The sequence below is a fragment of the Streptomyces sp. NPDC002935 genome (genome assembly GCF_040611295.1).
GTDB lineage: Bacteria > Actinomycetota > Actinomycetes > Streptomycetales > Streptomycetaceae > Streptomyces.
Map to the genome: position 1 here is coordinate 357,528 of NZ_JBEXNW010000002.1, position 13,667 is coordinate 371,194.

A 13,667-nucleotide genomic window follows, 5' to 3' on the forward strand; every position below is an offset into this window, starting at 1 on the left:
TCCGCCTCCGGTTTCCCCTACGTCCCGTACGCCTCGTACATCCCGTGCACCCTGTGCACCCTGTGCACCCCGTGCCTCCCGGACCTGAGCCGGGACGGACAGCCGACACACAGAAGGGGTGTCCGACGGGCCGACCACCGGCACTCGGGCACCCCTCGCGACATCCCGCACGGAAAGGTCGACCGAGTCGGCGGGTCAGGCCGCGGTCCAGTCCCCCACGTAGAACAGCTCCAGCTGGCCGTACGGTTCGTCGAAGCTCGACAGCTCCTCGGCCAGACTGTGCAGCACCGATACGGACCGCACGAAAGCGTGGACGTCCGCGCGGAGGAACGAGTGGGCTGCCGTGAAGACGACGGCGATGAGCCACGGACTGCTCTCGCCACGCTGCTGGAGGAGGTCGCGGAGCGCGTCCCAGTTGTCGGCGTACCCCTCCGGCTTGACCAGCGCCCGACCCAGCGCGGACTGGAACTGCCGCTCCTCGCGCACGGTCGTCAGGTCGATCTCCAGCACGGAGAAACCGGACCGCTCCAGTTCCTCCAGCAGGAGGTCGCGCCGGTCCTCGCCCACGAAATAGGGATCGAGCGGCAACCAGGGCAGCCGCTCCTCGACGTCCACCCAGGCGTCGAGCATCTCGTCCTCGGTGCTCATCAAGTCCCCCACACGCAGTGTCGTGATGATCGCCGGATGAGTACACCACACCTTGTTTGTCCAAGGGCCCGTCGGGAGCGGGGCCGAAATCCCCCAACGGGGTCGCATACGCCCAGGTGAGGCCACTCATCACCGCCCGATACAGCTCCCGGCCCGACCGGAGTTAAGATCCGCTGCCGACCTGCGGGAAGTCCGACCGGGCGGCTCCCAGGGGGTGTGAAGTGGCTGGAGCGGTCAGGTTGCCGCGCGGGCAGGCCCGGTTCGCCTACGGCGCGCTCGCCGCGTTCGCGCTGGTGACTGTCGCGGCCGGACTGGCGGCGTGGCACAAGTACCAACTGCTGGCGGGACCGTCGGCGTCGGCGCCGTACGTCGACAACCCGTTCATCGGGGTCGACACGTATTTCAGAAACCTGATGGGCTGGCGGACGGGCCTGTTCTTCGTGGCCCTGCTCCAGTTCAGCGTCTGGCTCGCCAACATGCGCGACGTCGCGGATGTGCTCTGGCGTCAGGGGCAGCGTCGGCGCCGGGCGTGGCTGGTCTTCGGCTGGGTGACACCGGTGGCGCAGCTCTTCATACCCAAGATGTTCGTCAACGACCTGTGGGCGGCCAGTCGGCCGGAACCGCAGCGTCGTCGCGGACATCCCCTGCTCACGGCATGGTGGCTGTCCGTCCTCGTCGCGGCGAATGCGTACAGCGGTGCCCCGAAGGAACTGAAGAAGGCGGCCACCGCCGGCCAGGCTCGTCACGCCCTGCTGCAGATCATGTTCAGCGATGCCTTGTACATCTGTGCCGCTGTGCTGTCGATCATCGTCGTCTGGCAGCTCCTTCGCAGGCTGGAGCGCGCCCTGCCGACCGCGGCAGTGCCCTCGGAGGTCTGACCGGCAGTCCGAACGGGATCCTGAGGACCACTCTCGCTGGGGCTGTACGACACGTGGTGGACACTCGCGGCCGCCGTGATCGCCGCCTGCCTGGGACTTTCGGCCTGCACGTGGATTTCCCTGCACCTGCGCGTGGACGCCGACCTCCAGGCCGTGGCGCTCTTCGTCCACCTCGCCTCGCTCGTGCTCGGCTTCGGGGCCGTTCTGATGGCCGACTACTACGCGCTCCTGTACCTCACGGGCCGGTGCACCTTTCACAATGCTCTGACCAGCGCGGGCTGCCTTCATGTCCCGATCTGGGCCGGCCTCGCGGGTCTCGTGGCCAGCGGCGTGATGCTCCACCGAACCTGGACTCCACCCCCACCCGCGTCAAGCTCGGACTGGTGCTCGCCCTCACCCTCAACGGCCTGCAGGCCGGGCTCCTGAACAGACGTATGACGCGGCAGGGCACCGCCGCCCCCACACCGCGCCTCCTCGCCTGGGGAGCGTCGACCGCCCTGATCTCTCAGCTCTGCTGGTGGGGCGCCGTGGTCATCGGATTCCGCAACAGCCAGCGCTAGCGCCCTGTACGGCGGGAGGGCTCGTTCAGAATCACCCTGGCGGACTGAAAGGCCCAGGCCGGGGCACTCGGGTCCCTGCTGCACCAAGGGGTGCCGTTCCCCGAAGGAAAGAGAAACCCGTGTACATAGGCCTGGGTACCGTCGTCCTCATCATCGTCGTCGTCGCTGTCGTCATGCTGCTCCGCCGCCGCTGACCCACGCCCCGCGTGCCGCACGGTCAGTCATCCTTTTTCGGTTGCACGCGGCCTGTTCACGGTGCGGGTGGTGTGCGGCGGTGCGCGATCAGCAGGGCCAGTGGCCCTGCGGCCAGCAGCAGGGCGAGTGCGGCGAAGCCGTAGGTCAGGGTGGTCAGGGTCGCGATGGAGGCGACGAGCAAGGGGCCGCCGGCGTCGCCGAGTTCGCGTCCGAGTTCTGCGGAGCCCATCGTCTGGCCAAGGCGTTCGGGGGGTGTGGTCGTGGCCAGGGTGGCGAAGCCAAGTGGTGTGATCAGGCCAGTGCCGATGCCGATCAGTGCGGCAGCGAGCAGCACTCCGGTCAGCCCAGGCAGCATGGCGCAGACCAGGCCCGCCGCCGTGATGAACAGACCGGCCGCGATGCCGGTGGCCGCGGTGAGACGGCCGGTGTCAAGGGCTCGTCCCGCCCTGGGCTGGACAACGGCGGCGCATGCGGCGAGGACCGAGACGGCCGCGCCGGTGGCCACGGTGCCGAGGCCGGCCGCCGCGCCGGAGACGGGCAGGAAGCCGACTCCGACGGAGAGCGCGGCGGTGGCGCCCGCGAGGGCGGCGGTCGGCCGCAGGAAACTGGGGTCGGCGAGACGCCTGGCCAGGTCCGCGACGGTCTGCCGGGTGCGCGGCAGCGGTGGTACGTGCGGTACGACGAGCACGGCCCATGCCGCCACGGCTGCGGCGAGCAGGGCCAGGACGGTGAACAGCAGTCGCAGGCCGCCGGCCCACACCAGTACGCCGCCGAGCAGCGGGCCCAGGGTGTACCCGATGGACTTGTAGAACCCGTAACTGCCGAACGCCCGGCCGTGCTTGGCGGCCGGGTTGAGGCGCCCGACCAGCGCGGAGGCCGAGGGGGAGAAGGCCGAGGCTGCGGCTCCCTGGCCCAGCCGGGCCGCCCACAGCCAGCCCGGACTGTCCGCCACCGCGTAGACGGCCGACGCCGCCGCGAAGGCGATCAATCCGCCGAGGAGGACGGGGCGGGCTCCGATCCGGTCGGCGAGGGTGCCGAAGACGGGCTTGAGGACGACCTCCGCTCCGTCGTACAGAGCGAGCAGTCCGCCGAGGGCCATGAGTGAGGTCACAGCATTGCCGGAGAGGGCGCCGAGGTTGGCCGCGATGCCGTGTGCGCCGAAGGCGGTGGTGAAGGCGGCCGCGTACAGGGGCCACATCTGCCGCCCGGGTGCGGGCTGGGTGGTCATCGGCTGTCCTGCGGGGTCTTGTGCAGGGCACGGAAGACGCGTTCCGCGTAGTGCTCACACGCTGTCGTGCACCGGCGCAGCCGTTCGCCGGCCTCGGCGGCGGCCGGCGCGCCGAAGACGTCCCGCGCCGTGAGGTCGCGGTATCGGCGCCGCAGGCGCTCCAGGCTCTGTTCCTCTTCTTCCAGCTCGGCGAGGGTCAAGGTGGTCTGGTGGATCTCCTTGGCCAGTTCTGCTTCGAATGTGCCGCAGTCGGCCAGGAACTCGGCCCAGTCCTCCTGCCGGGCCGCCGTGAACATCGCCTCGAAGCGCACGGCGTCAGCGAGTCCGCGCCCCACCGCTTCCAGGGTCACGGCCTCGCCCTCGGCCCGCTCGGTCAACGCGATGGCGCGCTGAACCCCATCGGCGAAGGCGGGAACATCGGGTACGGCCCAGATTCCCTGGCCCAGGGAGAGGGCGCCGACCTTGCGCAGCTCCCGCCACACGGCCACCCGGTGCCGCGTCGGCTCGGCGGTCAGTTTGATGACGAGCAGCAGCCAGCGCACCCTACGGGTCCGATTCGTCACGCGGCAGAACGTATCAGGCGTTACATCTTCTTCTGTGACTCGGAAGGGGAGAGGTAGACGCGATAGCCGTGATGGACGCGCAGTCCGGGCAGCCGGTGCACGTTCCAGTGGCGGGCGTACGCGGGCGGCTTGTGGTGGGGCTCGACCAGGACGGCGACCGGTTCGTGCCGGGCCGTGGCGAGGATCTCCGCGACCGTGGTGTTCCGGTTGTGCCCGGTGATCTGCCCGGAGGCGCAGCGGGCCTGGTATCCGACGGGGGTGGCGAGGCGGCCGGTGATCAGGCAGGGCGGCCGTACGCCGTGCTTGCGCAGGTCGGCGGCGATGCGGGCGTAGTCGCCGGTTCCGTCGGCGGCCGTCCGCACCGCGCGGTCCAGGATGACGTGCTGACTCACCAACTGCGCCACGACGAGAGCTGCGACAAGGGCGGTGGCGGCGAGCCGCAGGCGGGGACGTACGGATCGGGCCGAGGCGGCCAGGGCGTCCGCGACGGGGAGAGAGAGCAGCGCGTAGGCGGGGAGCAGGAAGCGGGGCGCCGCATAGTCGATGAGCAGGAGATACGGGACGGCGACCGATGCACCGCACACGGCGGGCAGCAGGGCGGTGGCCAGTCGTCGGACACGGCCGGCGAGCACGACACCGGCCGCTGCGGCAAGCGGCGTCGCAAGCCACCAGATCGCGCTCGTACGGTGTCGCCAGGGCACCGAACACGGCCGGCACAGCTCGGGGCCTCCCGCCAGGGTGCGCAGTTGGTCGCCGACGGCGAGATGCCATCCGATGCCTCCCTCGATGGCGCTGGAACGATGCAGTCGCGCGGCCACTCCGCCGTAGGACAAGTACGCCTCGACGATCCATTGCACGCCGCCCAGCGCGAGCCCGGCGAGCAGGACGGCGAGCAGTGTCGGGCGCCGCCATCGCCGTACGAAGAGGCAGGCGGCAGCCATCGGCAAGGACAGCCACACCGCGTCCGAGGGCCGCAGCAGCGCGGCGGCCGCGACGGCAAGGCACAGTCCGACGAGCGCGCGCCGGTCGCGCCGGTCCCCGGCGGCCCGCAGGAAACAACCGACCGCGGCGAGTGCGCACAGGGCCACCCAGAGATTCGGCATCGCCTGCGGGCCGTACAACTGGGTCACCCACAGGCCGCTGAAGAGCACGCCGGCCAGGGCGACGACCGGCATCGGCAGCAGCCTCCGCCATACCCACAGGGCGACGGAGAGACCGGTGGCGGACAGCACCGCGAGATAGATCCGCAGGGCGAGCGTGGACGAGGTGAGGAAGGTCAGCGGTGCGAGCAGTACCGGAATGCCGCGGGCGCGCGGCGCGCTGAAGTACGCGGCCGGGATGTGGGGAGTGACCTGGCTGGCGTACACCGACTCGTCCCAGTTCAGGTTCAACCCGGGAATCACGAAGAGCAGTTGGATCAGGACGAAGGCGACCGCGAGCGCCGCCAGGGGAAGCGGGCTGCCGGCCGCGACGCCCGCCCGGCCGGGGCGGGGTCGTTTCGGCACTCGTTTCGGCACGACCAGGCTCATCGCCGGGGCTACTTGCTCGCGCCGGGGGCCGGGGCGGCGTTGGCGAAGTAGTCGCCGACGAGGTCGCCGACCAGGGTTCCGGCCGTGATGTCGCTGGGCACGTGGCCTGCCATGTAGACGCGGGAGTAGACGATCTCCGCGGCCATCGCGCGGTAGTCCTCGGCGCGGTGCGGGGACCGGTCGCCGAGCAGGGTGACGGCGGCGGCGGCTTTGGCTGCGTGCCGGGAGGGATAGGAGTACGGGCCCTTCTGGCCGGCGGTGATGTGCTTGTCAGGGCGCAGCGAGGGGTCCAGGACGTAGGGGGCGGGCTGCTTGTCGAGGGCGGCGACCTGCTCGGTGATCGCCTTGGCCATCTTCAGGGCGCTCTTGAGGTGGATCTTGTCAACGGCCCCCTGGTCCTTGGGGAGCAGTTCGCGCTGGTCGTGTCCGTAGAGCTTCCAGATGTCGCCCTTGCCGTGGACTTCGAGCCAGGTCGCGGCCTTCTTGCCGGCAGCGGTACGGGTCTTGGCGAGCTGCTGTACCTGGTGCAGTTCCGCGATGCGGACGGCCTTGGCGGGAGGCGCGGGGACCTGCTGGGCGACCCAGGCGGTGAAGGTCTTGTCGTCCCGCGCGGAGCCGTGCGCCGCCTTCCACTGGGCGAACAGGGCGTCCGCGGTGTGCTTCTGCGCCGCCTGCTGCTTGGCGAGCGCCGCGACATCGGCGTCGGCGAAGAGCGCGGGCGGAGGGTCGCTCTTGATCCGGTCGGTCGCGCCGGGCTTCTTCTTCCCCGCGGTGGTGGCGGCCACGGGCGTGCTCGTGGTGGTGTGCACCAGGCCGAAGACGGCGGCAGCGGCAGCGAGGATCGCGATCACGGCGTACTGCCATGTGATGCGGCGGAGGCGGTTCATGCGGGGAGGGTCCTTACGGTTCGGGCGGCTGGAGTCTGGAGGCGCGGGCCCGTGTGAAAGCGGGTGCGGGCGAGGCGGCGCATGTTGTTGTCGGGCAGATTCGGCACGAGCAGCGAGATTCCGATGGCGTATTTGCTGATGGAGAGCGGACGGGCGCCCAGGGAAAGCAGGCACCGGTCGGCGGGGGCGGGCCGTGCCGTGCCCTTGGTCTCCACCAGGACGTAGCCGTCATCCAGCGCGGCCGTGCGGCCGTCGCGATGGCAGGCGAGCAGGCCGTCCAGGGTGAGCCGGGTGCCGGCTTCGAGGTCGGCGAGGGCTGCGCGCCGGTAGCGGACCTCGCCGGCCGTGGCGAGATCGGCGGCGGTCACCTCGACCCCGGCGGCCCCGAGCACCCTGTCGACGAAGTCGGCTGCCTCGGTGCCGGTCTCCAGACGGCCGTATTCATCCGCCTCGACGGGGTGGGCGTGCTTGACCGTGGCGCCGCGTCCGTCCTTGGTCTTGACCTCCATCCGGCAGATCGCGTCTTCGGCGTACAGCCGGGTGCGCACCTTCCACCGGCGGCGGCGCCCCTGATTGTGCGCGCGCCAGGCGGTCAGGTGAGCGGTGTCGAAATAGGTGCTGCTGTACTCGGTGGTGCGGCGCCCACGGATGTCCAGCACGTGGTGGGAGCCGGCCAGCTCCCCCACCAGCCGGGCCGCCGACGCGACAGTTATCAGGTACTTGCGGTCCACCCGGTGCTGGAGCGCGGCCACGGCGTCCACCTCGGCGAGCGGGACTCCGCGCAGCGCGTCCAGTCCCAGCAGCTGTGCGAACCCCTCGCCGATTCCGGTCACCGACCCTGTGCCCGCGGGCGTCGCCGCGGTGACGGTGAGGGTCACAGCGACTTCCCTGCGCCGGGGAGATCGGCGGCGAGCGGCGAGGCATCCTGCGGATCCCGCTGCCCCGGAAGGAAGACCTGTCCGCCCTCCTCCACCGCGTACCGGGCCGAGACACGTGTCGTCTCCCGTACGTAGTCGATCTCGTCGACCTCGACCGCGAGGGGCGCGCTGCCGAGCCGGGCGCTCAGGTCGGCGCGCAGGTCGTCGGCGTCACGGTAGACGCGGTCGAGGGTCACCTTCATGGTGCGGGTGGGCCGGTACGAGGCCGGGTCGTCGACCAGCAGCACCGCTACGAGCAGCAGGGCGTCGATGCCTATGATCATCCACGTCTCGCGCTGCGGCAGACCGTTGCTCAGCGCGATCACCAGCGCGATGAAGGCGTACGCGACATCCCTGACCGTGAAGGCGGCGCTGCGCAGCCGGACCAGGGAGAGAATGCCGAACAGGCCGAACCCGACCCCGGCGGGGAACTTGCCCGCGCTGATCGCGGTCATCGCCGCGAACAACCCCAGGTTGAGCGCGGTCAGCGCGAGCGGCATCTCCGCCACGCTGCGCCGTCGCCGGTACAGCCAGCCGACCAGGACCAGGATCGCCAGTACGTCCAGACCGGCGCGGGCCGTCAGGTCGCCGACGGTCAGCGCCGAGGCGAGCGACTTGCCGGCCAGCAGGGACATCGAGGGATGCATCGTCGTGGTCTCCGTTCCCGGCAGCGGCCGCCGCCCGTGGCGGTCGGGGGCCGGTGCTGCCGCAAGGTGACGCACGCTAGGGAGGTCGCATTAACAGACCATGAAGCCTTGCCGAGGCCTCGGGCGAGCCCGGGGCGCACGGCGCCTTCCGCGCGGAGAGCTAACCTTCCAAGGTGCACATTCTGGTCGTCGAGGACGAGGTCCGGCTCGCCGGCCTGATCATTCAGTACCTGAGCGAATCAGGGCATACCGCCGAGGCCCGGCACGACGGACTCAGCGGGCTCGACGCCTCACGTGACCCGCGGGTGGACGCCGTGATCATGGACGTGATGCTGCCCGGCATGAACGGCGTGGAGGCGTGCCGCACCCTGCGCCGCGAGGCGAACGACGTCCCCATCGTGCTCCTGACCGCCCGCAGCGCGATCAAGGAACGGGTCGCGGGGCTGGACGCCGGCGCCGACGACTACCTGGTCAAGCCCTTCGCAATGGAGGAGCTCAGCGCCCGGTTGCGCGCGGCTGCCCGCCGTCGGCCCGCCCTCAACACCCGCCTGGAGGTCGGTGACCTCGTCCTCGATCCTGACGAGCAGCGCGCCTGGCGGGCGGGCGTCGAACTGGACCTGTCCCGGCGCGAGTTCGCCGTCCTGCAGATCCTCATGGAGAACTCCGGGTGGGTCGTCAGCCGAACCCGGTTCCTGGAGGAGGCATGGGACGGTGAGGCCGACCTGAACAGCAACTCCGTCGACGTCCACATCTCCAAACTCCGCGCGAAGATCGACAAGCCCTTCGGCCGGAACAGCATCACCACCTTGCGCGGTACGGGCTACCGTCTGGAAACCCGGATATGACGCCGCCGGCGCAGCCCGCAGCCGGGACGACCCTCGGGCGCCCCCGGGTTCTGGGTCGCTGGCACCGCCTGCCCATCGTGCTGCGCCTGGTCCTGGCCGTCGCCGTCACCATGTCCCTCGTCCTGAGCGGCGCGGCCGGATTGGTGTACTGGCGGGTCGAGCAGGCCCTGGACGAACAGCTCGACGCGGACCTGGCCGCCTACTCCCACGACCTGCGGAGCGACCTCCTCACCGGCCGCAAGCTCAGCGGCCCCGACGGCAGCGCCTACCAGGCCCTCACCCCGCAGGGGAAGATCATCGAGGCCAGCGACCTGGTCCGGACCGAGCATCTGCTGAACGGCGCAGACCTCAGATCGGTCGCGGCCGGCGCCTCGGTCCGCCGCGACATCGGAGGCCTGGCCTCGCTCGACCCGCGCACACTGCGGCTCAGGGCCCAGCGGGTCAAGCTGCCCGACCGCACCGTGATCGCGGTCGCTGCCGTGCGCCGCGGCCACCGCGACGAGGCCCTGCGGGAACTGCTCGCCCAGCTCGCCATCGCCATGAGTCTGACCCTGGTCGCCGCCTCCTACGTCGGCTACCGCACCGCCCGCGCGGCCCTGGATCCGGTGGAGCGCTACCGCCGCCGCGCCGCGAGCCTGGCCGACGGCACTTCCGGAGTACGGCTCCCCGTTCCCGAAGACCGTGACGACGAACTCACCCGGCTCGGACACACCCTCAACGAAATGCTCGAACGCCTCGAAGCCGCCTCCGAACGTGAACGGCGCTTCCTCGCGGACGCCAGCCACGAACTGCGCACCCCCCTGTCCCTGCTGCGCGCCGAAGTCGATGTCGCCCTGCACCGGCCACGCCCCGCAGCCGAACTCACCGACACGCTCCGCTCGGTGGACAGCGAGGTGCAGCGCCTCATCGACCTGACCAACGCCCTGCTGGACCTGGAACAGCTCGGTGGCACCGACCAGCTCGCCCGCTCCCCGATCGACCTGCCCGAGCTGATCGCCTCGGCCATCGACCCCTACCGCGCGGCCGCCGGACGTGAACACCGCAACCTCAGCGTCGATGTGGCGCCCGGCACCGTCAATGTGGACACCAACTGGATCCACCCGGCCATCGGCAACCTCGTCGACAACGCCCTGCGCCACAGTCAGGGCGACATCCACGTCACCGCGACGGCCGACGACGGGCACCTGCGCCTGACCGTCACCGACGAGGGCCCCGGCTTCCCGTCCGACTTTCTGCCCAAGGCCTTCGACCGTTTCGCACGCGCCGAGGCCAGCCGCACGAGCCCCGGCTCAGGCCTCGGCCTGGCGTTCGTCGCCGCGGTCGTCACCTCTCACGGCGGCACCGCGCGCGCCGAGAACACCACACAGGGCGCCGCCGTCAGCCTCGACATTCCCTGCTGACCTGCGACGGGACAGTGCCGGCGTACGGCCACCCCTTCCCAAATATCACCTACCGCGCCATACGCAAATAATGACTGCTAGGTTTGATTATGTCGCTAATATCCCATTTATCTCGGGAGGTCCCGTGGCTACGACTCCGACCGACCTGACTGCCCTGACCGGCCACTACACCCTCGACGCCTCGCACAGCCGGATCGGATTCGTCGCCCGGCACGCGATGGTGACCAAGGTGCGTGGCGCGTTCAACGAGTTCGAGGGCAGCGCGTACTTCGACGGTGCGGACCCCGCCAAGTCGACCGGGAAAGTGACCATCAAGGCCACCAGCGTCGACACCCGCAACGCCCAGCGCGACGAGCATCTGCGCAGCAACGACTTCCTCAACATGGACGAGTACCCGGAGATCGCCTTCGTCTCCACTTCCGTCCAGCGCAGCGACGACACCAGCTTCGATGTCACCGGCGACCTCACCGTCAAAGGCGTCACCAATCCGGTGACCATCCCGTTCACCTACGAGGGCACCGCCACCGACCCGTTCGGCAACCTGCGCGTGGGGCTCGAAGGGTCGGTCACCATCAACCGCAAGGACTACGGCGTGATCTGGAACGCCGCGCTCGAAACGGGCGGTGTCCTGGTCAGCGAGAAGATCGTGCTTGAGTTCGAGATCTCCGCGATCAAGGACTCCTGAACCGCCGCGCACCCAGAGCTGAAGCGTTCTCATCCGGGGCGACGAGCCGACCGCTCATCTCTCCGTCGCCGACTGACGGTTGCCCCCGTTCAGTCGGCTGTTCTGCTGGGCCGGACAGGGGGCGGAGGTGCCTCAGTAGCCGGTGCCGCGCTTGACCTGGGACCGCTCGATCTCATGGGTCGCACCCTTGTCGTCCAAAGTGCGACACGCGTCGGCGATGTCCTGGCCCAGGCGATCGATCTGCTCGCGGCTCAGGGTCTCCTTGACCAGGGCACGCATGATCTTCACCCGCTCCGCGTTGGGCGGGAGCGTGTACGCCGGCACCATCCAGCCGCGCTCGGCCGACAGTTGCCAGGCGATGTCGGACTCGTCGTAGGCGTGCTTGCCGGCGAGACGGAAGGCGACCAGCGGCAGCTGCTCCAGGTCGCTCCCGATCACTTCGAAGCGGCCGCTGCTCCGCAGGTTGTCCGCCAGCGCGTGGGCGTTCTCCTGCAACATCTTCATGACGTAGGTGTAGCCCTGGCGACCGAGCCGGACGAAGTTGTAGTACTGCGCGAGCATCATCGACGCGCCGGTGGAGAAGTTCAGCGTGAACGTCGCGTCGGTCTTGCCCAAGTAGTTCTCCTCGAACACGAGGTCCTTGGGCAGGTCGGACTCCTCGCGGAAGACCAGCCAGCCGATGCCGGGGTAGACCAGGCCGTACTTGTGTCCCGAGACGTTGATCGAACGGACCTGGTCGAGCCGGAAGTCCCATTTCGAGTCCGGGTACAGGAAGGGCCACACGAATGCGCCGCTGGCTCCGTCGACATGGATCGGGATGTCGAGGTCCCGCTCCTTGCGGACGTCCCGCAGGAGCTTGTCGATCCCGACGACGTCGTCCTTGTGGCCGGTGAACGTGGTGCCGAGGACGGCGACGACGCCGATCGTGTTCTCGTCGAGGTGCGGCTCCACGTCCTCCGGGCCGATCGTGTACTTGCCCTCGGCAAGCGGCACGATCCGCGGTTCGACGTCGAAGTAGCGGCAGAACTTCTCCCACACGACGTGGACGTCCCCGCCGAAGATCAAGTTGGGGCGGTCGACCGACAGATGGGCCGCCTGGCGGCGCTCTCGCCACTTCCACTTCAGCGACAGCGCACCGAGCATGATCGCCTCGGACGAGCCCTGGGTCCGACATCCGGTTGTCCTGCCCGGCGCGTTGAAGAGGTCGGCGAGCATGCGCACACAACGCTGCTCGATCTCGGCGGAAATCGGGTACTCCGCGTGATCGATGAAATTGCGGTGGAGATTCTCGGCGATCAGCCGCTGCGCCTCCGGCTCCATCCAAGTGGTGACGAACGTGGCGAGGTTGCGCTGCGGGTCGCCCTCCATGGCGAGATCCACATCCACGAGCCTCATCGCATCCGTCGCGGCCATGCCTTCCTCGGGGAAGGTCTCCGAAGGAGCGGGCACGGTCAGGAAACGGCTGCCGAACAGAGCCTCGGCGTCACTCTTGGTCATATCGGCGACTCAACCACGGTCGGAGCGGGAGCCATGCTCAGGACCTGCGGACGGGGCTCGGGGTGCACGCGAACGGCGTACCTTTCCCGGCCGCGTCGCACCGCCCGCCCCGCCCGCACCGCCCGCACCGCCCGCTGCGTCCCGCCGGAACGGGCACGCAACGGGCAAGGTCCCGGCCGGGCAAGAACACGCCCAGGCGCGGCACGTGTGTCGACGGGCGGGCCACCTCCACCGGGAGCCGAAGAAGTGAAGGCCGGGTCTCTGAGCTGTGGTTGTGGACTTGATCAACCCTGCGACTGCGACCTGGCCGAGATCCACCGATGAGTTCCGCCGGCTGCGCCGGTCTACCAGGACGTACGCCATCGAGCCACCGACTGGAGACCCACGATGACCAATCCCGCACACCCCGGCCGCATGCTGTTCGTGAACATCCCCGTAGCGGACCTCGAGCGCAGCAAGGCGTTCTTCGCCAAGCTCGGCTTCAGCTTCAACCCGAAGTTCACCGACGAGACCGCCGCCTGCATGCTGGTCGGCGAGCACGCCTTCGTCATGCTGCTCAGCCGCGAGAAGTTCGCGGAGTTCGCGAAACTGCCGATGGCCGATCCCACCACGCACACGCTGGCGCTGTACTCCTTCAGCGTGTCGTCCCGCGATGAGGTCGATGCGGTCAGCGCCGCCGCGCTCGCGGCGGGCGGCTCCGAGGCAGATGGAGCCGAGGACTACGGCTTCATGTACTCACGCAGCTTCTTCGACCTCGACGGCCACGGCTGGCAGGTCATGTGGATGGACCCGGCGGCGGCGGAGCAGGGCCCCGAGTCGTTCGCAGCCTCCGTACAGGACGCCGACGCCCCGGCCTGACCTGCCGGGAAGGGCTCAAAGGCCACACAGCCTCGCATAAGCCTGGAACGAGCCCTCAGGAACGAGCCCTCGGATCCACTCCACCTCGGAGACGATGTGTAGGGCACTGCCAGGACCCGACAGCGACGTCCGAGAGGACGCCGGCGGCGCCGACGGGCGAGGGGGCGAAGCGGCGGCCGCGGCCAGCGCCGCAGCCTCCTTCTCCTCCTCGCTCACCCCCGCCAGCGCCTCCATCACCCGATCGAGTGCCCCGCTCACGTCAGTGAGCGTGACCGCTCGATGCCGGCGTCGGACCCGCGTTCTTGATTGTCAGAGGCAGCAGCTTCTTGC

At 69.7% G+C, this 13,667-nt stretch carries 14 protein-coding genes; 6 read left to right on the plus strand and 8 right to left on the minus strand.

The genetic code is table 11. The features are described 5' to 3' along the window. Positions 1–195 precede the first annotated feature (195 nt). Positions 196–648, minus strand: a complete 453-nt coding sequence (locus ABZX90_RS03710; RefSeq protein ID WP_351119614.1) for a barstar family protein — start codon at positions 646–648, stop codon at positions 196–198. A 221-nt stretch (positions 649–869) separates the two neighbouring features. On the opposite strand from ABZX90_RS03710, the gene ABZX90_RS03715 reads away from it, so the two are divergent. Both ABZX90_RS03715 and ABZX90_RS03720 read left to right on the plus strand, forming a co-directional pair. Then, positions 870–1,526, plus strand: coding sequence for a DUF4328 domain-containing protein (locus ABZX90_RS03715; protein WP_355201215.1), 657 nt, complete (start codon positions 870–872; stop codon positions 1,524–1,526). Positions 1,527–1,909: 383 nt separating this feature from the next. Beyond that, the gene (locus ABZX90_RS03720; protein ID WP_355201217.1) at positions 1,910–2,086 is read left to right on the plus strand and encodes a hypothetical protein; all 177 of its coding nucleotides are present in this window, start codon (positions 1,910–1,912) and stop codon (positions 2,084–2,086) included. 250 nt (positions 2,087–2,336) lie between these two features. Here the strand turns inward: ABZX90_RS03720 and ABZX90_RS03725 are convergent, their stop codons facing one another. From ABZX90_RS03725 to ABZX90_RS03750, 6 genes are read right to left on the minus strand one after another with little or no spacing between them, the layout of a single operon-like run. Beyond that, complete coding sequence (locus tag ABZX90_RS03725) at positions 2,337–3,509, minus strand: MFS transporter (protein WP_355201219.1); 1,173 nt, start codon at positions 3,507–3,509, stop codon at positions 2,337–2,339. Continuing rightward, a complete protein-coding gene (locus ABZX90_RS03730) occupies positions 3,506–4,072 on the minus strand; it encodes a Chromate resistance protein ChrB (protein ID WP_355201221.1) in 567 nt (188 codons plus the stop codon). The genes ABZX90_RS03725 and ABZX90_RS03730 overlap by 4 nt, the downstream gene beginning before the upstream one ends. Positions 4,073–4,092: 20 nt before the next feature. After that, positions 4,093–5,589, minus strand: coding sequence for a hypothetical protein (locus tag ABZX90_RS03735; RefSeq protein ID WP_355201223.1), 1,497 nt, complete (start codon positions 5,587–5,589; stop codon positions 4,093–4,095). A gap of 20 nt (positions 5,590–5,609) precedes the next feature. Then, positions 5,610–6,488: a phosphatase PAP2 family protein gene (locus ABZX90_RS03740; RefSeq protein ID WP_355201225.1), complete on the minus strand. Its 879-nt coding sequence runs from the start codon at positions 6,486–6,488 to the stop codon at positions 5,610–5,612. Further along, a complete protein-coding gene (locus tag ABZX90_RS03745; protein WP_355201227.1) occupies positions 6,485–7,366 on the minus strand; it encodes a VTC domain-containing protein in 882 nt (293 codons plus the stop codon). The genes ABZX90_RS03740 and ABZX90_RS03745 overlap by 4 nt, the downstream gene beginning before the upstream one ends. Beyond that, positions 7,363–8,052: a DUF4956 domain-containing protein gene (locus tag ABZX90_RS03750; protein WP_351119630.1), complete on the minus strand. Its 690-nt coding sequence runs from the start codon at positions 8,050–8,052 to the stop codon at positions 7,363–7,365. The genes ABZX90_RS03745 and ABZX90_RS03750 overlap by 4 nt, the downstream gene beginning before the upstream one ends. A 173-nt stretch (positions 8,053–8,225) precedes the next feature. Between ABZX90_RS03750 and ABZX90_RS03755 the strand changes: the two genes are divergently transcribed. From ABZX90_RS03755 to ABZX90_RS03765, 3 genes are all read left to right on the plus strand, one after another. After that, on the plus strand, positions 8,226–8,897 hold the full coding sequence (locus ABZX90_RS03755; protein ID WP_355201229.1) for a response regulator transcription factor: 672 nt from the start codon (positions 8,226–8,228) through the stop codon (positions 8,895–8,897). Further along, a complete protein-coding gene (locus ABZX90_RS03760) occupies positions 8,894–10,297 on the plus strand; it encodes an ATP-binding protein (RefSeq protein ID WP_355201231.1) in 1,404 nt (467 codons plus the stop codon). The genes ABZX90_RS03755 and ABZX90_RS03760 overlap by 4 nt, the downstream gene beginning before the upstream one ends. A gap of 124 nt (positions 10,298–10,421) precedes the next feature. Continuing rightward, positions 10,422–10,982, plus strand: coding sequence for a YceI family protein (locus ABZX90_RS03765; RefSeq protein WP_351119636.1), 561 nt, complete (start codon positions 10,422–10,424; stop codon positions 10,980–10,982). Between the two features lie 132 nt (positions 10,983–11,114). On the opposite strand, the gene ABZX90_RS03770 is transcribed toward ABZX90_RS03765, so the two are convergent. Continuing rightward, a complete protein-coding gene (locus ABZX90_RS03770; protein ID WP_351119638.1) occupies positions 11,115–12,479 on the minus strand; it encodes a glutamate decarboxylase in 1,365 nt (454 codons plus the stop codon). A 387-nt stretch (positions 12,480–12,866) separates the two neighbouring features. Between ABZX90_RS03770 and ABZX90_RS03775 the strand changes: the two genes are divergently transcribed. Further along, a complete protein-coding gene (locus ABZX90_RS03775) occupies positions 12,867–13,337 on the plus strand; it encodes a VOC family protein (protein WP_351119640.1) in 471 nt (156 codons plus the stop codon). Positions 13,338–13,667 lie beyond the last annotated feature (330 nt).